The organism is Novosphingobium sp. HNCC26DJ243, from assembly GCF_057180545.1.
This window is the reverse complement of sequence record NZ_JBXUGN010000003.1, coordinates 272,727-293,315: the sequence shown is the minus strand read 5'-3', so window position 1 is coordinate 293,315 and position 20,589 is coordinate 272,727. Positions and strand designations below refer to the sequence as shown.

General features: G+C 64.9%; 22 protein-coding genes. 15 read left to right on the top strand and 7 right to left on the bottom strand.

Annotated features, from left to right (window positions below; translation table 11 throughout):
* Window positions 1–18: 18 nt before the first annotated feature.
* The 4 genes from AC2A04_RS11825 to AC2A04_RS11810 all read left to right on the top strand — a co-directional run bounded on the left by AC2A04_RS11825 (window position 19) and on the right by AC2A04_RS11810 (window position 2,156).
* Window positions 19–591, top strand: a complete 573-nt coding sequence (locus tag AC2A04_RS11825; protein ID WP_484212536.1) for a helix-turn-helix domain-containing protein — start codon at window positions 19–21, stop codon at window positions 589–591.
* Between the two features lie 115 nt (window positions 592–706).
* Window positions 707–1,054, top strand: coding sequence for a hypothetical protein (locus AC2A04_RS11820; RefSeq protein WP_484212535.1), 348 nt, complete (start codon window positions 707–709; stop codon window positions 1,052–1,054).
* Window positions 1,055–1,097: 43 nt separating this feature from the next.
* Window positions 1,098–1,556: a hypothetical protein gene (locus AC2A04_RS11815; protein WP_484212534.1), complete on the top strand. Its 459-nt coding sequence runs from the start codon at window positions 1,098–1,100 to the stop codon at window positions 1,554–1,556.
* Between the two features lie 93 nt (window positions 1,557–1,649).
* Window positions 1,650–2,156, top strand: a complete 507-nt coding sequence (locus tag AC2A04_RS11810) for a winged helix DNA-binding protein (protein ID WP_484212533.1) — start codon at window positions 1,650–1,652, stop codon at window positions 2,154–2,156.
* A 62-nt stretch (window positions 2,157–2,218) separates the two neighbouring features.
* Here the strand turns inward: AC2A04_RS11810 and AC2A04_RS11805 are convergent, their stop codons facing one another.
* The gene (locus AC2A04_RS11805; protein WP_484212532.1) at window positions 2,219–2,884 is read right to left on the bottom strand and encodes an energy transducer TonB; all 666 of its coding nucleotides are present in this window, start codon (window positions 2,882–2,884) and stop codon (window positions 2,219–2,221) included.
* Between the two features lie 257 nt (window positions 2,885–3,141).
* Between AC2A04_RS11805 and AC2A04_RS11800 the strand changes: the two genes are divergently transcribed.
* A complete protein-coding gene (locus AC2A04_RS11800) occupies window positions 3,142–3,603 on the top strand; it encodes a PaaI family thioesterase (protein WP_484212531.1) in 462 nt (153 codons plus the stop codon).
* A 16-nt stretch (window positions 3,604–3,619) separates the two neighbouring features.
* Here the strand turns inward: AC2A04_RS11800 and AC2A04_RS11795 are convergent, their stop codons facing one another.
* The 4 genes from AC2A04_RS11795 to AC2A04_RS11780 all read right to left on the bottom strand — a co-directional run bounded on the left by AC2A04_RS11795 (window position 3,620) and on the right by AC2A04_RS11780 (window position 10,314).
* On the bottom strand, window positions 3,620–4,525 hold the full coding sequence (locus AC2A04_RS11795) for a LysR family transcriptional regulator (RefSeq protein ID WP_484212530.1): 906 nt from the start codon (window positions 4,523–4,525) through the stop codon (window positions 3,620–3,622).
* A gap of 99 nt (window positions 4,526–4,624) precedes the next feature.
* Window positions 4,625–6,025, bottom strand: a complete 1,401-nt coding sequence (locus AC2A04_RS11790; RefSeq protein ID WP_484212529.1) for an efflux transporter outer membrane subunit — start codon at window positions 6,023–6,025, stop codon at window positions 4,625–4,627.
* A complete protein-coding gene (locus tag AC2A04_RS11785; protein ID WP_484212528.1) occupies window positions 6,022–9,162 on the bottom strand; it encodes an efflux RND transporter permease subunit in 3,141 nt (1,046 codons plus the stop codon). The genes AC2A04_RS11790 and AC2A04_RS11785 overlap by 4 nt, the downstream gene beginning before the upstream one ends.
* A gap of 6 nt (window positions 9,163–9,168) precedes the next feature.
* Window positions 9,169–10,314 (bottom strand): efflux RND transporter periplasmic adaptor subunit, encoded by a 1,146-nt coding sequence (locus tag AC2A04_RS11780; RefSeq protein ID WP_484212527.1) that lies wholly within the window; start codon window positions 10,312–10,314, stop codon window positions 9,169–9,171.
* Here AC2A04_RS11780 and AC2A04_RS11775 point away from each other — a divergent pair.
* The 8 genes from AC2A04_RS11775 (at window position 10,298) to AC2A04_RS11740 (ending at window position 17,769) form a co-directional block, all read left to right on the top strand.
* On the top strand, window positions 10,298–10,651 hold the full coding sequence (locus AC2A04_RS11775) for a hypothetical protein (protein WP_484212526.1): 354 nt from the start codon (window positions 10,298–10,300) through the stop codon (window positions 10,649–10,651). The genes AC2A04_RS11780 and AC2A04_RS11775 overlap by 17 nt on opposite strands.
* A 35-nt stretch (window positions 10,652–10,686) precedes the next feature.
* On the top strand, window positions 10,687–10,962 hold the full coding sequence (locus AC2A04_RS11770; protein WP_484212525.1) for an HU family DNA-binding protein: 276 nt from the start codon (window positions 10,687–10,689) through the stop codon (window positions 10,960–10,962).
* Window positions 10,963–11,651: 689 nt separating this feature from the next.
* Entirely contained in the window at window positions 11,652–12,179 is a 528-nt protein-coding gene (locus tag AC2A04_RS11765) for a DUF4402 domain-containing protein (protein ID WP_484212524.1), read from the top strand.
* Between the two features lie 158 nt (window positions 12,180–12,337).
* Complete coding sequence (locus tag AC2A04_RS11760; RefSeq protein WP_484212523.1) at window positions 12,338–12,727, top strand: hypothetical protein; 390 nt, start codon at window positions 12,338–12,340, stop codon at window positions 12,725–12,727.
* 21 nt (window positions 12,728–12,748) lie between these two features.
* A complete protein-coding gene (locus AC2A04_RS11755; RefSeq protein ID WP_484212522.1) occupies window positions 12,749–13,663 on the top strand; it encodes a fimbrial biogenesis chaperone in 915 nt (304 codons plus the stop codon).
* 7 nt (window positions 13,664–13,670) lie between these two features.
* Window positions 13,671–16,409 (top strand): hypothetical protein, encoded by a 2,739-nt coding sequence (locus AC2A04_RS11750; RefSeq protein ID WP_484212521.1) that lies wholly within the window; start codon window positions 13,671–13,673, stop codon window positions 16,407–16,409.
* A complete protein-coding gene (locus tag AC2A04_RS11745) occupies window positions 16,409–17,386 on the top strand; it encodes a DUF4402 domain-containing protein (RefSeq protein ID WP_484212520.1) in 978 nt (325 codons plus the stop codon). The genes AC2A04_RS11750 and AC2A04_RS11745 overlap by 1 nt, the downstream gene beginning before the upstream one ends.
* Before the next feature lie 131 nt (window positions 17,387–17,517).
* Entirely contained in the window at window positions 17,518–17,769 is a 252-nt protein-coding gene (locus AC2A04_RS11740; RefSeq protein WP_484212519.1) for a hypothetical protein, read from the top strand.
* A gap of 117 nt (window positions 17,770–17,886) precedes the next feature.
* Here AC2A04_RS11740 and AC2A04_RS11735 read toward each other — a convergent pair whose 3' ends face one another.
* Together AC2A04_RS11735 and AC2A04_RS11730 are read right to left on the bottom strand one after the other, a co-directional pair.
* Complete coding sequence (locus AC2A04_RS11735) at window positions 17,887–18,561, bottom strand: hypothetical protein (protein WP_484212518.1); 675 nt, start codon at window positions 18,559–18,561, stop codon at window positions 17,887–17,889.
* A 110-nt stretch (window positions 18,562–18,671) separates the two neighbouring features.
* Window positions 18,672–19,043 carry a VOC family protein gene (locus AC2A04_RS11730; RefSeq protein WP_484212517.1) on the bottom strand — a complete coding sequence of 124 codons (372 nt, stop codon included), beginning with the start codon at window positions 19,041–19,043 and terminating at the stop codon, window positions 18,672–18,674.
* Window positions 19,044–19,553: 510 nt separating this feature from the next.
* Between AC2A04_RS11730 and rpsL the strand changes: the two genes are divergently transcribed.
* Together rpsL and rpsG are read left to right on the top strand one after the other, a co-directional pair.
* On the top strand, window positions 19,554–19,925 hold the full coding sequence (gene rpsL / locus AC2A04_RS11725; protein ID WP_484212516.1) for a 30S ribosomal protein S12: 372 nt from the start codon (window positions 19,554–19,556) through the stop codon (window positions 19,923–19,925).
* Between the two features lie 141 nt (window positions 19,926–20,066).
* A complete protein-coding gene (rpsG, locus tag AC2A04_RS11720; RefSeq protein WP_484212515.1) occupies window positions 20,067–20,537 on the top strand; it encodes a 30S ribosomal protein S7 in 471 nt (156 codons plus the stop codon).
* Window positions 20,538–20,589 lie beyond the last annotated feature (52 nt).

Genomic DNA, 20,589 nt, shown 5'->3' with positions numbered 1-20,589 from the left:
CCCGGGGTGCGACTGAAAATGATGGTTGATGGCGACTTGATCGATAACCCGCTCCTCGAGCTTACCGCCAAGCAGCGCGAAGTTCTCGACCTCGTGATCCAGCACAAGACGTCGAAGGAAATCTCGCGTTTGCTCGGCATCTCGCCGCACACCGTCGATCAGCGCATCATGCTGGCGCGCGGGAAGCTTGGCGTGGGCACGCGTGGCGAGGTGGCGCAGGCCTATCGGCGCCTGCTCGAGATATACGAACAACCCGTATATGAACTTTCCCACATAGGATTTCCGCCACTTCCGGTCGAAAGCCCTGAACGGGACGACGCGATGGTCGACCGGTTCGGGGATCAGATCCTGCCACGGGTGCAAGCCGCGCCCGAGATCGAGGGCAAGATCGAAGTTCCCACGTCATGGCGACAGCAATCGCCTGGCGAGGACGGGATCATCTTCCACCGCGTTCTCCCGGAGATGTTCGACGGGCCTTATGGCACCCTGATCCGGCTGGGTTTCATAGTCGGGATCACGGCGCTGCTGATCATCGTCGTGCTCGGGGGATTGAGCATGTTCGCTCAATTGTCCTCGCTGCTCGATCGCTGACCGAACCTAGAGGCTCGCAGGCCGTCTCCTTCCGTCAACTGTGTGACCGGCGCGGGGGCGTCGCCACGCAATGCCAAAGGGGCCTTCTGCGGAAACGCCGGAGGTGGGAGCTACAATGACCAACGCCAATCTCGTCACCGTACATGGAATCCGTATCACTCGCGATCTGCACGAGGCAGAAGCCGCGATCGATGAAGCCCTGATCCGCCAGGCCAATCTGCTTGCAACCATGGTCCGGGCCCGCCGCGAAGCCAGCGTCGGCGCCTTCACCGGCCAGGAGGCGCTCTTGCGCCTTGCGGCCAGCCAGAAGGCCATGCTCGACGCCAGCAACGAAATCGCCCGCGTCCACGGCAAGCTGCTCGATGTCGGTCGCGAGCTCGGCAGCGGCATGGTCGATGACTGCCCGTCGAAGGGGCAGATCGACAGCGCTGGCGGCAACGTCGCCCTGGTACGCGCGGCCTGATCCGGGCCGCAGATCTGAAACGTCCACAAAGCCGGACAGGGAAATGGTCTTGATCTGGTCGCTACGTCTCCTGATGGCCGCAGTCGTCGTCTATGCCTTCCGCAAGGGGGGCGAGCCCGAACGGCTGGTCGCAATGGTTCTCGTGACGACCGCCGGCCTCGACCTGATCAATCACGCGGTGTTCGGAGTGACCGAATTCTTTTCGGTCGATCCCGGCCACCTCGTGATCGACAGCTGGGCGATGATCGTCTTTCTCGCGATTGCCCTGCGCGCCAATCGTGGCTGGCCCCTCGTGGTCAGCGCGGCGCAGATCATCGTGGTGCTCGGCCACGCGTCGAAGATCATCGAGCTATCCCTGGTCCGCTACGGTTATTTTGCAATGACCCAGATGCCCTTGAACATCCAGGTCGTTGCCCTGCTGCTCGGCACCGTCGCCCATTCGCGGCGCGAAGAGCAGGTCGGTCGCTATCACGCATGGCGACTGGACCGTAGTCCGGCCTGACGGCGCGGCGCCTTGGGGAAGGCGCCAGATCACCCGCCTAAGACATTTGCCCAGGCGTAAATCGCCATGCTGCATCCTGGGGGAGCACAACTCATGACTGTTCGTTCCATGCGCGCAACTTCCGCGCACGTCCGCCACATCGCTACAGGCCGCCGCAGCGAGCCACGCCTGGTCGAACCACCGGTGAATCCGCAGCCCCTTGATCCGCGTTTGGTCGGGCCGCATCTTGCCGTCGCCCGCGAGATCTACGCCGAGCGCCGCCGCCGCCACAAGCATCTGCCCGCCGACCTTTTCGGCGAGCCCACATGGGACATCCTGCTCGATCTCTACATCGCCGCGCGCGAGGATCGCCGCGTGCCCACCACCAGCGCCTGCATCGGCGCGCACGTTCCGCCCACCACTGCGCTGCGCTGGCTGCGCATCCTCGAGGCGCGGGGCCTCGTCGAGCGCGAGGACGACGGCCGCGACGGTCGCCGCACGTTCGTCCGCCTCTCACCGCGCGGCCTCTCCGCGATGGATGCCTGCCTCGCCAGCGCAATCGCCAACTTTTCTCGGGTCTCTGCGCGCCAGACCGAGCGGCAGGCCGACGCCGCCGAATGACGGTTCCCCGGAAGGCCGGGCGGAGAATTGCACCCCACTCCGTCCGGCCGACCGGTGGCGGCTCAGGGCAGGACCCAGCGCACCGCGCTGCTGAAGCTGCCGCTGGTTGGCATGCCGTCTCCGCCCAGAGCGGGGGTGAACTTCGCCCGCGCGCTCACCTTGGCGCAGGTCGCCGCGTCGAGATCGGCCGAGCCGCTCGATCCGGTCACCTCGCATCCCGTCACGCGCCCGTCCGGCCCGATCGTCAGGCGGAAGCGCGTGGTACCCTCGCGTTCCGCGCGGATCGCCGCGCTGGGATAGTCGCGATCCGATACCCATGATCCCGGTGCCGACATCGGTGCCGCAGCGCGCACGGCGAAGCTCGGCGAGGGCGAGGGCGAAGGCTGCGTCCGCGGCTGGATCACGAGTTCCCCCGCCGGAGCGATCACCACCTTGTCGATCTCGCGTATCACCACGCCGGGATCGAGCGGCGCGAGCGTGATCTGCGATTTCGGAACGACCAGCTCGGTCTCCACCGCCTTTGCCGAGGGCTTCACCTCGGGCGGTGCGACCGGCACGATGGTGACATCGTCCTTCCACTGCTGCGCCTTGAGCGTGTCGCGCATGATGGTGACCACGCCGCCTGCAAACCCCGATGCAATCGCCCAGATCGCAACGCCATGCAGCAACCCTACAGCGATGAAAGCCTGCGTCCGCTTCCTGCCGGTGTCTTCGATCGTATATGCCATGTACAACACCTCTCCGTTGCCGCCGCCCCGTGCAGTCATGCGCGGGAGCTTGTCCGGTGAAGCGTCGCCATCCTTGCGGCAACCCGGCCGGAAGATGTGCCCCGACATGCGGGGCGATCGGTAACAATGGAAACTACACCCGATGCCGAAGGCGCGCCAGAAGAATCTCAACCAAATCAATAGATATTAAGCATAACGATCCGCAGTTCGCGCGCGGCCTCTCGACAATTCCTCGTCGCTCGCTCACCAGTTCGTCCATGCAGGACTCAGACGCACCTCCCATCCGGGGCAATTTCGAGCGCGAAACGCACGGACCATGGGCCGGCTGGTGGAAATGGTCGGGCAAGGACCCGTTCGAGGACAGCACTGGCCCGTTTTTCGTCAGGCGCGACGAACGCGGCATCGTCACGGGGTTCATTCCCGAACGCAAGAACCTCAACGGCCACGGCATCGTCCACGGCGGCGCGCTGATGACATTCGCCGATTTCTCGCTGTTCATGATCGCGGCCTCGGGCGGTGAGGAGATCACCGGGGTCACCGTCACTCTCAATTGCGAATTCGTCAGCGGTGGCCGCGAGGGCGAACTGCTCACCGCGCGTGGCGAGCTGGTCCGGGCAGGGGGCAGCCTCGTCTTTGCCCGCGGCACGATCCTCTCGGGCGACAATCCGGTGCTGAGTTTCTCGGGAACCATCAAGCGCGCTAGAGCGGTTTCGCACTGACTCTCCCGACCGGCGGTCAGGTCTGCGATGCCACCGTGCGCATTTCCCCGCGCAGCCAGGCAAGGCCGGGATCGGCCGCGCGTGAATCGTGGAACTGGATCATCTCGTTCATCGCCGGAAATTCGAACGGCATCGGCGCCCACACCAGATTGAATCGCCGCGCGATCTGGCGGACAAGCCGCTCGTGGAGCACGGCTAGCCGCGCCGTGCCCTCGATGAACCATGGCGCCGAGGCAAAGCTGCCGACGGTCACCTCGACATTCCGGGCGCGCCCCATGCGCGAGAGGGTTGAATCGGCAAAGGCCGGCGTCCGGTTCGCCCCGAACTGGACCGAGACGTGTCCGGCCGCGTAGAAATCCTCCTCGGTCAGCCCGCGGGCGAAAACCGGGTTCTCGGCCCATCCCACCACCACTTGACGCTCGGCAAAAAGCACTTCGCTGGGATGCCCGATCGAAAGGAAAGGCTCGGGCGTGACCAGAAGGTCTGCGCGCCCTGCTTCCAGTTCGCCGATGCTGTGCTCGTTGGGCAGGATAATTTCCACCCGCACACCCGGCGCGATCCGTGCCAGTCGCCCGACAAGCGGAACCAGCACGGCAACCATGATGTAATCCGAACCGATGATCCGGAAATTCCGCGTCGACGTTGCCGGATCGAAGGCGGTCGGCGTGGTGATCGCCTGCTCGAGCGCGCGCAGGGTGTCCTGAACCTGCGGATGCAGCGCTTCGGCAAAGGGGGTAGGGTGCATGCGCTTGCCCACCTGCACAACGATCTCGTCGCCGAAATAGTCGCGGAGCCGCCGCAAAGCCGCGCTCGTCGCCGGCTGGGTGAGGCCGATCCGTTCGGCCGCGCGCGTCACGCTGCGCGTTTCCATCAGCGCGTCGAATACCACGAGCAGGTTGAGGTCGAGCCCCTTGAAGCGCATCTGCAGACCTTCGCGATCAGGCCCGATCCAATCAGGCGGTGACTGATCTTCCGCCCAGACCACAAATGCAGCTGATTGTGAAGCGCCAGGGTCCCGTCTCTAGCGTTCCGCCTGTTCGACCAGTCCGCCGCCCAGCGCACGGTAAAGTTCCACCATGTTCGCCATCCGCGTCAACCGCGCCGTCACCAGCGTCTGACGAGCGTTGTAGAGCGTACGCTGCGCATCGAGCGGCTCGAGAAAGTTGGCTATCCCGGCATCATAGCGCGCTTGCGAGAGCCGATAGGCCGTGGCGGCATTGGCCTCGAGCGAGACTTGCGCAGCCAGCCGATCGTCGATCGTGCCGCGCCGCGCCAGAGCATCGGCCACCTCGCGAAAGGCCGACTGGATCGCTCGCTCGTAAGCCGCAAGTGCGGCATCGCGCGCCGCCTTTGCCGCTGCTAGGTTTCCTGCCGTCGCGCCGCCATCGAAGATCGTCTGGCCCAGCCCGGCACTGGCGCTCTTCTGGAAGTTTCCGCCATCGAACAGGGCGCCGAGGCTGCCGCTGGCAAAGCCGAGCAGCCCGGTCAGCGAGATGGACGGGAAGAACGCCGCGCGCGCCGCTCCGATATCGGCATAGGCCCCGCGCAGATCGTGCTCTGCGGCAAGCACATCGGGCCTGCGCAGCAGCACTTGCGACGATAGCCCCACCGGCAGTGCGGCGCGCAAGTGATCGCCGTTGCCCAGCGTCGCTGGCAAAAGGTCGTCAGGAAGTGCGCCACCGGTCAGCAGTTGCAGCGCATTGCGCGCCTGCGCAAGGCTGGTGCGGAAATCGGCGGCGTCGGCTTCGGCGCTGTTGAGCGCTGCCGTCGCTGTCGCCACGTCAAGCTTGGTGCCGATGCCGTTGGCCTCGCGCCGCAGGTTGACCGAAAGCGTCTGGCGGCGCGAGGCGACCGTCTCTTCTGCGATGCGCAAGGCATCGGCGGTGGCGGCATGGCTGAGCCAGGCACTCGCCGCCTCGGCGACCAGCGCGATCTGTGTCGCCTTGCGCCCCTCGTCGGTCGCAAGATAGGCCTGCAACGCCGATGCGCTCTGGTTGCGCACTCGCCCGAACAGGTCGATTTCGTAGGCACTCACGCCTGCCTGGACCGAGAAATTGTCGACCGCCCGGCCAGCATTCCCACGGGTCTCGGAAGCCGTACCGCTTGCGCCAATCGCGGGAACAAGGGCTGCCCGCTCCACGCGGTACAGGGCGCGGGCGCGTTCGACATTGGCCAGAGCCACGCGCAAGTCGCGGTTCTCGCTCAGGGCCTGGGCGATCACCTGCTGCAGGCGCGGATCGGTGAAGAAATCGCGCCAGCCCAGCGCATCGGCACTGCTGTCGCCTGCGGGCAGGGTGGGGTAGGCGCTTCCTTGCGGCAGGTTCGGCGCGACCGGCGCGTCAGGCCGCACGTAGGTCGGTGCAAGATTGCACGCGGCCAATGCGAAGGCGGGCAAAGTCGCCATGAATTGCCGCACCGTCATGCCGGCTCTCCCTGCATGCCGATCTCGCCCTGAGGCTTGTCCTTGCGCCTGAACACGCCCTTCACCAGCACGAAGAACAGCGGCACAAGGAAGATCGCCAGCGGCGTTGCCGATAACATGCCCCCCATCACGCCGGTTCCGATCGCCTGTCGCCCATTCGCACCTGCGCCACCGGCAACCACCAGCGGGATCACGCCAGCGATGAAGGCCACGCTCGTCATGATGATCGGCCGCAGCCGCAGCCGTGCGCCTTCAAGTGCGGCTGCAACCGGCTCGACTCCGCGCGCCATGGCTGCTTCGGCAAATTCCACGATCAGGATCGCATTCTTGGCTGAAAGCCCGATCGTGGTCAGCAAGGCCACCTGGAAGTAGATGTCATTGCTGAAGCCGCGGATCGTCACCGCCAGCACCGCGCCGATGATGCCGAGCGGAATGACCAGCAGCACCGCCACCGGCACCGACCAGCTTTCGTAAAGCGCGGCAAGACACAGGAAGATGAAGAACACCGAGGCGGCATAGAGCAGCAGCGACTGGCTCGACGCTGCGCGCTCCTGATAGGACAATCCGCTCCAGGCGACCGCAAAATTGCCATCCAGCTTGGCCGCGCTGTCTTCCATCATCTGCATCGCATCACCCGAACTCACGCCCGGCGCTCCGCTGCCCTGCAATTGCTGCGCTGATACGCCGTTGAAACGGTCAAGCCTGACCGCGCCTTGCGTCCAGTGCGAGGATGCAAAGGCGGAGAACGGCGCCATCTGTCCACCGGTCCCGCGCACGAACCACTGGCCAAGGTCCGCAGGCTCGTTGCGGTAGGGTGCATCGCCCTGAACATACACGCGCTTGACGCGCCCGCGGTCGACGAAGTCGTTTACGTAGAGCCCGCCCCACGCGATCGAAAGCGTCGAATTGGCATTGGCCGGGGCGATCTGGAAAGCGGTCAACGCGTCGTCGTCGATGTCCACCTTGAGCTGCGGAGTATCCTCAAGCCCGCTCAGACGCACTTGCGCGAGCCTGGGCTCCTCGCCGGCAAGCTGGGTCAACTGGCGTCGCGCTGCAGTCAACGCGGCGCGGCCGGCACCGGCCGCATCCTGCAACCACATCTCGAAGCCGCCCGAACTGCCAAGGCCCCGGATCGGCGGGGGATCGAGCACGAAGATCTGTGCGTCGCGCGATTGCCTGAAATGCGCGTTCAGGCGCTCGGCGATGGCCGAAGCGCTGCGCTCGGCCCCCTTGCGCTCGTCCCAGTCCTTGAGCAGCAGGAATCCCTGCCCGGCGTTCTGCGCCGAGCCCGATTGGCCACGGCCCATCACCACGAAGACCGCACGGACGTTCTCGCTCTCGGTCTGGTTGATGTAGTCCGAAATGCCAGCCGCCACCGCGCGCGTCTGTTCCGATGTCGATCCTACCGGCAACTGGTAGTTGATCGAAAGATTGCCCTGGTCCTCGGCGGGCAGGAAACTGGTCGGCAATTGCACGTAGAGCAGCACCATGCCCACGCAGACCGCTCCGAACACGCCGATCCACGGCGCAGGCCGCCCCACGATCTTTGCCAGTCTTCCGCGATAGCGATCCTCAAGCCGTGCATAACCCTGGTTGAAGGTCGCAAAGAAGCGGCCCTTTGGTCGCTCGTGCGGCTCAACGGGCTTGAGCAAGGTCGCGCACAGCGCGGGCGTGAATACCAGTGCCACCAGAACCGATAGCACCATCGCCGAAACGATCGTCACCGAAAACTGGCGATAGATCGCGCCGGTCGATCCGCCGAAGAATGCCATTGGCACGAACACCGCCGTCAGCACCAATGTGATGCCGATCAGCGCCGAAGTGATCTCGTCCATCGACTTGACCGTCGCCTCGAGCGGGCCGAGCCCTTCCTCGTGCATCACGCGCTCGACGTTTTCGACCACCACGATAGCATCGTCGACCAGCAGGCCGATCGCCAGCACCACGCCGAACATCGTCATGGTATTGATCGTGTAGCCGGCAAGGCTCAACACGCCGAACGTGCCCAGCAACACCACCGGCACCGCGATCGCGGGGATCAGCGTCGCGCGCCAGCTTTGCAGGAACACGAACATCACGATCACCACCAGCACGATCGCCTCGAACAGCGACCACACCACTTCCTCGATCGACAGCTTCACGAAGGTACTGCTGTCGCGCGGATAGGCGGTTGCGTACCCGGCGGGCAGATCTTTGGACAGCTCATCGACCTGGGCCTTGACCAGTTCGGCCGTCTTCATCGCATTTGCGCCCGAGGCGAGGCTGATCGACAGACCGGTCGCGGGCATGCCGTTGAACTTGCTCAGCGAGCCGTAGCTTTCTTCGCCCATCTCGACGCGCGCGACGTCCTTGAGCCTGACCACCGAACCATCGACGTTGGTCTTGACCACCACGTTTTCGAACTGCTCCGGGGTCTCGAGCCGGGACCGCGCAGTCACCGTGGCGTTGAGACGCTGACCTTCGGGTGAGGGGTTTCCGCCGATCTCGCCCGCAGCAACCTGCGTGTTCTGCGCCTGCAAAGCTGTTGTCACGTCCGAGGGCATCAGTTGCACGGCGGCCAGCCGCAGCGGGTCAAGCCAGATCCGCATGGCGAACGATCCGCCGAATACCTGCGTGTTGCCCACGCCCTCGACGCGCGAAAGCGGGTCCTGGAAATGCGTGGTCAGGTAGTCGGATATGTCCGAATTGGTCGCGCGCCCGGTCCGGTCGTAGATCGCTACGACCATCAGTTGGTCGGACTGGGCCTTGTTGACGTTCACGCCCTGCTGCTGGACGACTGCCGGCAGCCGGCTCACCGCCCGCGAAATCGCGTTCTGCACCTGCACTTGCGCGGTATCGGGGTCAGTGCCCTTGTCGAACGTCACCGTGATGCTTGCCGAACCGTTGGACGAATTCGAACTGAAATAGAGCATCCCGTCGAGGCCCTTGAGCTGCTGCTCGAGGACCTGGGTCACGCTGTTCTCGACCGTCGAGGCATCCGCGCCACCATAGGTCGCGTTGATCGAGACGGTCGGCGGTGCGATGTCGGGGTATTGTTCCACGCCCATCGTCGAGACTGCGAACAACCCCGCCGCCATGATGACGATCGCCATCACCCATGCAAAAATCGGGCGGTGCGCGAAGAACCGTGAAATCATGCGACCCTACTTCCCGCCACCGGCAGGGGAGGGCGCCTGCTTGCTGCCAGCGGGCACGACCTTGGCCTTCTGTCCTTCGCGCGCGTTGATCAGCCCTTCCACGACCACGCGATCGCCCGGCTTCAGCCCGCTCGACACCAGCCAATTCTGCCCGACCGGCGTATCGGCCACGATCTCGCGCTTCTCGAGCATGTCCTTGGGCGTAGCCACCAGAACGCTTGCGCGCCCGCGCGGATCGCGGCTGACCGCAGCCTGCGGCACCAGAATCGCGTTAGGCACCGTGCCCTGGCCAACCTTCGCGCGCACGAACAGCCCCGGCAGCAGCTCGCCCTTGGGGTTGGGCACGACCGCGCGCACGGTGATCGTGCCCGTCTCGGGGTTCACGTCGATATCCGCCGGGTTGAGCCGGCCCGCCACCGGATAGGCGCTGCCGTCCGGCAGGATTACCTGGACCGGCGCCGCGCCCGCCACCAGCTTGCCGCTCTCGATCGCGCGGCGCAGGCTGATGAAGTCCGATCCCGATTGCTGGATGTTGACGTACATCGGGTCGAGTCGCTGGACCTTTGCCATGGGTTCGCTCTGGTTGGTCGTCACCAGCGCGCCCTTGGTCACCATCGAAATGCCGATGCGGCCCGAGATGGGCGAGGACACGCGCGTGAAGCCCACGTTGATCTGCGCCGACGAAAGCGCGGCCCGCGCCTGCTGCACGGCCGCGCGCGACTGGTTGTAGGCCGCCCGCGCGTCGGCTGCGTCCTGCCGGCTCACTCCCCCCTGCTCGGCCAGCAGCGCAAAGCGCTCGGCCTTGAGCCGGTTGGCCTCGACGGTCGCCTGAGCCGAGGCGAGCGAAGCCGACGCCTGCGCCTGGCTTGCAGCATATATCCGGGCGTCGATCTGGTAGAGCGGCTGGCCGGCCCGCACAAAGGAGCCTTCGCTGAATAGCCGCGACGTCACGATCCCGGCCACCTGCGGGCGAACTTCGGCGATTTCGGAAGCCTCGGTCCGGCCCGACAACTCGGTGGTGAGTTCGACCGGCCCGGCTCGCGCGATCATCACCCCGACCACGGGGGTTGGCTTGCCCTTGGGCTCGTCGGTCGATCCGCACCCGGCCAGCAACAGGCAGGTTGACACGGTCGCGATGGATACGCGCAGCATTCGTGACGGCAAGTTCGGTCTCACTGGTATCTTCGCACCCGGTCGGTTCCGCAAAAGCAGCCAACGCGTGAACGGCGATCTGGTGTCGCCGTCCATTTGGTGCAGCCCGGCGGGAACGGCTTTCGCGAGGGTATCTAGCAGATTGCTGCACCCGCGCACGTCCCTTGTTGCGCTCGATTCCCGCCTGCGACACAAAGTTACAATCTGTCCGAATGCTCCGGATCGCAGCGATTCGCCGCTGATCAAGCCCAAAATCGACGCAAAATGGCGTGCGCAGCGCGAAATTCGGTGGAAAGTCTGCGGCAGGGCATGGCTTTCGCACTTCGCCATGCGTTAGCCGTTCGGTCCCTTTCAAGTTGAGGACATAACAACATGAACAACAGCGACCTCGCCGACATCATCGCAGCGAACCACGGCCTCTCGAAGGCTGACGCCCGCAAGGCCGTCGACAGCGTGTTCGCTTCGATCGCAGATGCTGCCGCCAAGGGTGAAGAAGTCTCGCTGAACGGCTTCGGCAAGTTCAAGGTCAAGAACACCCCCGCGCGCGAAGGCCGCAACCCCTCGACCGGCGCGACCATCCAGATCGCCGCCTCGAACAAGCTGACCTTCTCGGCGGCCAAGGCCGTCAAGGACAAGCTGAACGGTTGATTCCGCGCAGGCTCGGATGAGCCAGGACCGGCGCCCGCATCGCGCGGGCGCCGGATCCGCATCTGCCGGACAGGCAGGATTGATTCTCCCCACAAAAACAAATTTTCGTGCCTGCGGCCTCCGCATCGGACGGCGGGCATGTAGCCGCGACCCGCGGCAACCCAACCGTCCCAGCCGTTCAGAGATAGCCGTTCGGCCATTGCCAGTCGGTTCCGTGGCTGACAGGACCAATTGCCCGACCAGAGCGAATCGGCCGAGGCCTACTCAAAAGCTATCGCAGGAGCTTTCCCTTTGTCGGGGAGTGGCCAGTTCGATTGGCAAATCCTGGCTAGGCCAACAGGCTTTGACATTCTTAACGAATGCCTAGTCTTAACCATAACTATAGTTATTTCTTAACGGGCCTCGGTGATGAAAGTCACGTTAAAAACACATGACAAATGGCGCGAATGCGCGATTTTTTCCTACTAATTATAGTAAAACCAGCCTCTTAGTGCCCTGCCGCGAATACTTTCACTGTTGCAAGTTGTCGGCCGCTTTCCCCTCCGAAATTAACCAATGCTTAGGTGTGCGTACCTAGGGATCGCTCTGTCCGGTAACCAAACCGGCATGTCCGGTCTCCGTGGTCATCCATGCGGATCCGGTTCGGGACTGCCTCGCTTGCCGCGGGGCAATGGATAGGGGAAGTTGAGATGAAGAAGTTCTTTGCCAGTGCGGTCATCGCCGCCGGGCTGCTGGCCGGAGGCACCGCCTTCGCCCAGTCTGCCGCCAATACCGACAACACTTCGGCTACCGGTTCGGTCACGATCCTGCAGCCGCTGACGATCACCAAGAACTCCGATCTCGCGTTCGGCCGCATCGTACGCCCGCGCACCGGTTCGGGCACGGTCACGCTTGCCAATACTGGCAACGCCGTCGTTGCAGGCACCGGCGCTGTCGCGCTCACCGGCATCACCACCAGCCGCGCCCAGTTCACGGTAGATGGCGAAGGTGGCCAGGTTGTCACGACTTCGATCCCGTCGTCGGTATCGCTGATCAACGGCACGAACTCGATCCCTGTCACGCTGTCGCCCGATTTCGGCAGCACCGTGACGCTGTCGGGTGCGCTGGCCTCGGCCGGTTCGAAGGTCCTCAACGTCGGCGGCAGCTTCTCGCTGCCCAGCACGCAAGCTTCGGGCGCCTATTCCGGCTCGTTCACCGTAACGGTTGCCTACCAGTAACATTGCCGGGCAGCGCCTTGCCCCAAGGGTAAGCGCGCTGGCTGCAATCCGGGGCCGCAATCCGGATTAGTGATGGCCGGGGTTGATGCGGGTGTTCGAAGGGGGACGGGGACATGGAGCAAATCGAGCGAACAGGCCTTTGCGCCGCATTGCCGGCCTTGCTCCTTGGACTGGCTTCGATACCCGCATCGGCCCAGGCCATCGAAGTTACTGCCGAAACCGCCGAAGCTCAGGCTTCGGTAGTCGTGGTGGAGCCGGTCGGTGCGGGCTTCACGTTCGACGTGATGAATGATGCCGTCTCGGCCGTGTTCCTCAATGGCGATGCCGGTGATTCAGTCTCGCTGTTGCTGTCTCGCCGCAAGTCGGCTCCGCAAGGCACGCAGCGCGCTGCAAGCGGGGTCGTGGTCATGGCCAGCGGTGTCTACCGGATCGACATGTTGCAACCCATGGGTGGCAGCCTGCGCCCGTTGCGCTCGGGTCGTGAAGGGCTGCTGCCTGGCATCATGCAGCAGGGCAGTTCGATCCTTTTTCTCGCCCAGTTCAACTAGGGCCATCAGGAATTTCAAGCGATGAAGCGTTCGATGAAAACCTTGGCGGCCGTGCTGCCCTTGATCGCGACCTCGCCAGCTTTCGCGCAAGGCGTGAGCCTGCCGATCGCGCAGCCCAAGCCCGAGGCGGGCGCAACGCAGGTCATCGCGCCTGTGGCCGCAGCCGCCAATATCAACCTCACGCCGCGCCGTGTGATCTTCGATCGCACCAAGCGCACCGAAGCGGTCTATGTCTTCAACCAGGGCAACACCCCGGTCACGGTCGACGTAGCGTTGGTCGACAACGCGATGCTCCCGACCGGAGAGATCGTGCCGATGACGCGCCTTGCCGAACGCGGACCCGATGCCGAAACCGTCGGCGCCAAGGTCCGTTCGGCCAAGCCCTATCTTCTTGCGGCACCCAGCCGCCTTACGCTGCCACCGGGGCAGGGCCGCACGATCCGCGTCCGCGCGACGCTCGCCGACAATGCCGCCGGCGGTGAATTTCGCTCGCACCTGACTGTCACAACCGTGCCATCCGCCGACAGCGGTCTTACTGCCGAGCAGGCCGCGTCTTCGGACAAGGGTGAACTGGTCCTGCGCATCCAGTCGGTCTTCGGCATTTCCATTCCACTGATCGTGCGCGGCGGTGCTGCCGATGCATCGGCCAGCATCGGGCCGATCTCGCAGATCGCGACCCCCGAAGGTCCGGCCCTGTCGGTTCCCTTGCGTCGCCAGGGCACGACGTCGCTTTATGGCAATGTCGAACTGCGCACCGCCAAGGAAGTGGTCGGCGTCATCCGGGGGATCGCGGTCTATCCCGAAGTCGATGAACGCGTTGCGCAAGTGCCTTTGATGCGTCCGCTGAGGAAGGGCGAGACCGTCACGGCAATCTTTACCGCCGACGATATCCGCAAGGCCCAGCCGATCGCCAGCGGGACCTTTACCGCGCCCTGACATGCACATGGCTCCCGCCATGATGGCCCTGGCCGCCGTTGCTTCAAGCGGCGCGCCGGAAGGCCCGGTTGCGTCCACGCAGCCCGTCGCCGTGCAAGCCGAGGCTGCCCTCGCTGCGCCCCCTGTCGGCGCAAACGATGCAACCCCGCCCGAACTGTTGCTGCTTTCGGTCCAGCTTGATGGAACGACAATTTCCGATGCGCTGACCGCCTATGGCGATGCGCATGATCCGCTCCTGCCGCTGGGCGAACTCAGCCGCCTGCTCGAACTTCCGCTCGATGTCGATGTCGGGCAGGGTGTCGTCTCGGGCCGCCTTGGTGAAAGCCAGAAACCGATCACGATCGACCTGCGCTCTGGCCAGGCCCTGATCGGCGGCAAGATCGTCGCGCTCGTGCCGCCCGACAGTCTTACGACCGAAACCGACATCTACCTTCGCGCCTCGCTCATTGCCAAGCTTCTCCCTGTGCGCATCGCTGCATCGGCCGACGAAATGCTCCTCCTCCTCGAGGCGACCGAAAAGCTCCCCGTTCAGGCAGCGCGCGAACGTCTTGCCCGCCTTGCCGGCCTGTCCGGCCAGCCCGAAGCGCAGGACGAGGCGCTGCGTGTTGCCACGCCCTATCGCTGGATTGGCGAGCCTGCGTTCGATTTTACAACCGAGCTTGGCTTTGAAAGCGAGAAGGCAGGTCCACTCACACGCTTTGAAGGTCGCGTTGCCGGCGATCTGCTGCAAACCGGCTTTTCCGCCTGGCTCGCCACCGATGACGATGCCCGGCCATCGGCAGCGCGTGTGGCATTCACCCGCCGGTCCGAAGACGGCCACCTGTTCGGCGCGCTTGGCGGCACGATGGCATCAGCGGGTGACGTCTATACACCCAACCTCGCTCTCGGCCCGCGCAGCATCGGCGGGGCAGGCGTCGTCTTCTCTTCGTCACGCATCGACGAAGCGAGCGTGTTCCAGCGCATCAATCTGCGCGGCGAACTGCCGGTCGGCTACGATGCCGAGCTTTACGTCAACGACATCCTGCGCTCGGGCCAGCGCGGTTCGACCGCGCAAGGCCGCTACGAATTCAACGACATTCCACTCGTACGTGGCCGCAATGCGATCCGCATCGTGCTATACGGCCCCCGCGGCGAACGGGTAGAGCGCACCCGCGTCATCAATGTCGGCGGTGGCCAGCTTGCTGCGGGCCGGACAACGCTCGACATTGGCGTAGTCGCACAGGACCGCGCGGTGATCGACCTGTCCGATGCCAGCCTCGGCGGCTATGGGCGCGGTCGCAACAAGTTGCGTGCCGTGCTCGGTCTTGCCCATGGCGTGACCGAGGATCTCACCGTCACCGCCGGGCTTGCCCGCTATACCGACATTGGCGGAACCACCCGCACGATCGGCACGCTGGGCACGCGCAATTCGCTGCTCGGCATGGCGGTCCAGGCGGACCTCGCCAGCGATTTCAAGTCGGGTCGCGCGGTTTCGCTCGGCCTTGCCGGACGCGTTGCCGGGATCAGCTTCCTCGGCCGTCATGTCGAATATGCCGGCGGCTTTGCCGATGAGGCCAATACCAGCTTCGATGCCGCCCGCCCGATGCGGCGCTACAGCGAAGTCGTGTTTGACCTCGCCGTGCCGCTGCCGGGGTCGCTCGGCCTGCCCATCTCGGGCCGTCTCGACCGCGCCGAATTTCTCGATGGCGGACAGACCTTTACCGCACGGGCCCGGACCACGGCGAGCCTTGGCAACACGCTCGTCGCCATCGGCGCAGACTACAATCACCGCACCCAGCCGGGATTCTCCGAAACGCGCGTCAACGGCAATTTCAGCGCGATGCGGCTCGTCGATTACAAGTGGCAGTTGCGCGCTACCGCCGATTTCCGGCTGAAGCCCGGCCTGCGCATGGAAACGCTCGGTCTCGCAGCAGATCGCGCCATTGGCGATCGCTACTCGGTCCGCCTGGGCGCGACGCGCATTTTTGCCGCCCGCGACGTCGCTCTTCAGGCGGGGCTCACCGCGCGTCTGCCTTTCGCCTCGGCCACTTTGGGTGGGGATTGGTCGACCGGCCAGAACCGCTGGCGCGTCGGCCTCCAGCTCAATTTCGGTCTGGCCCGCGATCCTTTGCTAGGCCGCTACCGTATGACGCCTCCGGGCCCGGCCAATGGAGCCAGCGCCGCGCTGCTCGCCTTCATTGATGCCAACGCCAACGGTCAGCGCGACAACGGCGAGGAAGCCGTTCCCGGGGTTACCGTCGAAGGCGGCGGGCTCAAGGTGGTGACCGACGCGCAGGGCCGTGCTTTCGTCACCGGCCTCGGCGATGGCGCGATGACCACGCTGCGCGCCGACGTTTCGGGCACCGACACCGTGTTCGTCATGCCCCCGCCGCAGAACATCACGTTCGCCGCACGCGCCGGTGGCATGACCACGATTCCCTATCCGCTCGTGCCCACTTCCGAGCTTGTCGCGCGGATCGCCTTCCGCCGTAAGGACGGCGCGCTTGCCGGGCTCTCCGCGGTCAGGCTCCGCCTTGTCTCGGCCAAGGGCAAGGTCGTAGAGGGCATGACCGAGTTCGACGGAACCGCAGTCTTCGACCAGGTTCAGCCCGGTCGCTACGCAATCGAGGTTGACCCGGACCAGGCCGCCCGCCTCGGGATGCGGCTCAAGGAACCGGTCCTCGTTCAGGTCGGTTCGGACGGCATGACGATTGACGCCACCGGCGAAGTCGCCTTCAACGACCCCGTGCAGATGGTGAAACGCTAATGCTCCGCGCCCTGCTTCTCGCGCTCGCGCTACTGCTGTCGCGAACGGCCTGTGCCCAGACCTACGTGGTCAACTCGATCAGCGATGCCAATCTTGGCGACGTGGTCTCCGCCGCGAGCGGCTCTTCCTCGCTACGTGCCGCATCCAGCTCTGGCGCGGTCACCGTCCAGTCGGGTAGCGCGGTGCGCATTTCCACCAATGGTGCGAACGCGATGGTGACCTTCACCTGCACCGGCAGCAACGCCTGCTCGTCGACCAACCCGTACGTTACCCTCGCGCTCGCAGGCACACCCACCGGTCGTCTCGGTTACATCACAACGGTCAACCTCACCAACGGCACCGCGACGATGACTTCGGCTTTCAGCGCCGGCAGTTACGTCGTCATCAACTTCAACCCGATCCCCCGCGATTCTGCGCGCACCTTTTACATCGGCTACGACGTGCCCGTTGCCGGCAGCGATTCCGCCTCGGCCACGGGCAACGCGATCAGCTCCTATCTCATCACCGCCTCGCGCCCCAGCGGTGCCGGGTCGAGTTCGCTTGTCGGCAACATACGAGCCAAGGTCATCCGCCCGATCGACATCACCAAGACCGCCGATCTTCAGTTCGGCGGCGTCACCCGTCCGAGCACCGGCTCGGGCAGCATCACGCTCACCCCCGCAGGTGTAGCCAGCGTCACTGGCAACAACGTCCGCCGCATGGCCAGCCCAAGCCCCACCGCCGCCGCTTTTACCGTAACGGGCGAGGGCGGGCAGGCTGTCACAGTCTCGGTACCCTCCACCTTCACCCTGAGCGGCAGCGCCGGTTCTGTCACCGCCACCACCAGCTCCACAGGCAGCGGCGCGCAAGTGCTGAGCGGCAGCATCGGCAGCGCGGGCACTGTCCAGGTCAAGGTCGGCGGCACCATCCCACTCTCGAGCAGCACCGCTGTCGGCACCTACTCAGGCACGCTGACGGTCACCGTCCAGTACAATTGACGCAAAACGGCGGGGCTCCCCGGGAACATGGGGAACCCCGCCGCGCGTGAGCCGGGGCTCCTGATCCGGGAGCCGCTCGGCAATGGGGAGCCTCGGTGGTGCCGCCGCGAGGCTCCGCCTAACCCGATTTATTGACCTGTGCGGTCGGCTCTCTGCTGGCCCGCGCGATCTTCGCGTCCCGCCTGACGCCCGCCATCCTGCTGCGAGCCGCCCTGATGCCCGCCGCCCTGCTGACCGCCACCGCCGCCTTGCTGCTCCTGCTGCGAACCACCCTGCTGCGAGCCATCATGCTGTCCGGGCTGACCGCCCTGCTGATTCTGCTGCCCGGGGCTATGCTGGTCCATGCCCGGTTCGCGCTGCGCGCCGTCCTGCTGGTGGCCTAGCTTGTTGCCGTCGTTGCGATTGCTTTCCATGATCTCTCTCCGTTGTCGGGGGCCTTCCTTCGGGGCCATGACCGATCAACCGGAGAAGACCTTAGCAGTTCCGTCAACAGTCTAGAATCACATGATTTTCGTCGCATCCAGGGCGTCGCCCGTCGCAAGCTCGGCGTCCGCTGCCTTCCGCGCCAGCGCGGCATCGCGCATCGCGAGCAACTTGGCATGAAGCGAAGCGCGCACCTTGGCTATATCCTCGCCGCCGCGCCCTTCCGCTTCCCACTCGGCGCGCAGCCGATCGTAGACCGGATGCCCCGGCCGCAGATCCGCTGCCCGCAGCACGCCATACTTCTCCGGCCGTCGCGTCCTCAGCAGGAACGCCAGCAGCGCCGTGTCATAGCGCTTCCACGTCGCCACCACGCGCCCGTCCCACACCACCGGACGCTCTTCGCCCGCGATCGCGCGTTCCAGCGCACAGTCCTCCAGCCGCGTGAAACCGCGCTCGATCGCCGCATCCCACGCCGCCGCAAAGCCTTCTGCCCCCTCGCGATTGCGGATCTTGTAGAGCGCCTCAAGGCTCGCCCCGATCGCGCGCGCCGCCTGAGTGACGATCCCCGTCGCCGCCAGCATCGCGATGAACTCGCGCTGCCGGTCCGGCGTGATCGAATTGCGCCGCGGCGCCACATGCACATAGGGCGCAAAGTTCAGCAACGGATCGTCGTCCCTTACCGCCTGGGCAAAGGCGACGCGCGAAGTCCGCCGACCGGGACGGACGGACGTTGTGATCAGATCGTTAGCCATGCCCGCTAATAACCTATACGGTTATATGTAGGACAGCCGAAAATGCAAGTTTGCTAGGTGGGGGCGGGAGGAGGCCGTTCCCCCGCTACAAAGACGTTGGACGTCCGGCGTCAGTCCCGCTGGATCAGCTCGATCTTCACGTTGTCGGGGCCCAGCAGGAATGCGGTTAGCACGCCCGGCTTGGGGCTGCGCACGCCCTGCAGAAATTCGATGTCCATCGTCTTGAGCTTCTCGGTCATCTCGACCAGCCCCTTCACCTCGAACCCGAGGTGATCGATCGGCGCCTCTTCCCGGCCATGCGCGTCGTCCAGCTCCCACGCTGCGGGCGAGATTATGACCTTGAGCCCTGCCAGACGGATATCGATGCGACCGTCCGGAAACGCCGCGATGCGCTCGGCCTCGAGCACTGTCTCATAGAAACTGACCGCCTCTTCCACCGCGTTGCTGCGCAGGTGGATGTGATCGTAAACAACATTCGCCATAAAAACTCCGATCGCCAGCCCGAACCCCGCGCTCCAGCGCCCTGGCCCCACACTCAGACAACGTTATCTACCTCCTTCCACCCCGATGTCAACGCAGGCGAGTTCCCTTACCCGACCCCCGCCCGCCTCGAGCCTGTCGAAGGGCCCGATCTCGTCGACAGACAGCCCCACCTCAGACTTTCCCCGGCTTTCCCAGCAGGGTCTGAGCCACTATGCAACGTACCCCACCCAACCCACCCTTGACCCCACGCCCGAATCCAACTAAGGGCGCACCCTTCCGCGACGGGCCTTGGCCTGATCGGGGTTAGAGCTGAACATTGGCGGTGCATCTGGGCTTCCAGGTTCTCCGGCAAAGTAACCCGGTGACGAAAGTTGCGGGTGGAGCGTTTCGGTTCGTGATTGCGTGTCGGGAAGGGGCCTTCGGGTCTACCTTTCCATCTTGCGCATTCGCGGTGCCCGCATTCCTTCACCTTCGGCCAAAGCGCCACAATCACAGGTGAAGAGTACTTCATGCCCACAATCAATCAGCTGATCCGCAAGGGTCGCGAACCGCAGAAGGCCAAGTCGAAGGTCCCTGCGATGGAGCAGAACCCGCAGAAGCGCGGCGTTTGCACGCGCGTCTACACGACCACCCCGAAGAAGCCGAACTCGGCTCTCCGCAAGGTCGCCAAGATCCGCCTCACCAACAGCCGCGAAGTCATCTCGTACATCCCGGGTGAAGGCCACAACCTGCAGGAGCACTCGGTCGTGCTCATCCGCGGCGGCCGCGTTCGCGACCTTCCCGGCGTTCGCTACCACGTCCTGCGCGGCGTGCTTGATACGCAGGGCGTCAAGGATCGCAAGAAGTCGCGCTCGAAGTACGGCGCCAAGCGCCCGAAGTAATCAACAGGTCAGGCCCGGTTCCGGCCCGCTTCCCCGCCCGGCTACCTTGCAAGGTAGCATCCGGGTGGCCGGGCGGGGGAGCGGGCCGAGACCGGAAGGACCGCCCGGATGGGCGGGCCGCACTCCGAAGGAGTATTGAGTATGTCACGTCGTCGTCGTCCGGAAAAGCGGGTCATCCTGCCCGATCCGAAGTTCGGTGATCAGGTTCTGTCGAAGTTCATGAACAACCTCATGCTCGATGGTAAGAAGTCGGTCGCGGAAAGCATCGTTTACGGTGCCATGGACACCATGCAGACCCGCGCCAAGGCGGATCCGGTACAGCTGTTCCATGATGCGCTGAACAACGTGAAGCCGCAGATCGAAGTGCGCTCGCGCCGCGTCGGTGGTGCCACCTACCAGGTTCCGGTCGAAGTCCGTCCGGAGCGCGCCCAGGCTCTCGCCATCCGCTGGCTGATCACGGCTGCGCGCAATCGTTCGGAAACGACGATGGCTGCGCGTCTCTCGGCCGAGCTGCTCGACGCTGCCAACAACCGTGGCAACGCGGTCAAGAAGCGTGAAGACACCCACCGCATGGCCGACGCCAACCGCGCGTTCAGCCACTACCGCTGGTAAGTGTCTTGGGCCGGCTTCCGCGGTTCGCCTTCGATCAGTCGAAGGCTGGATG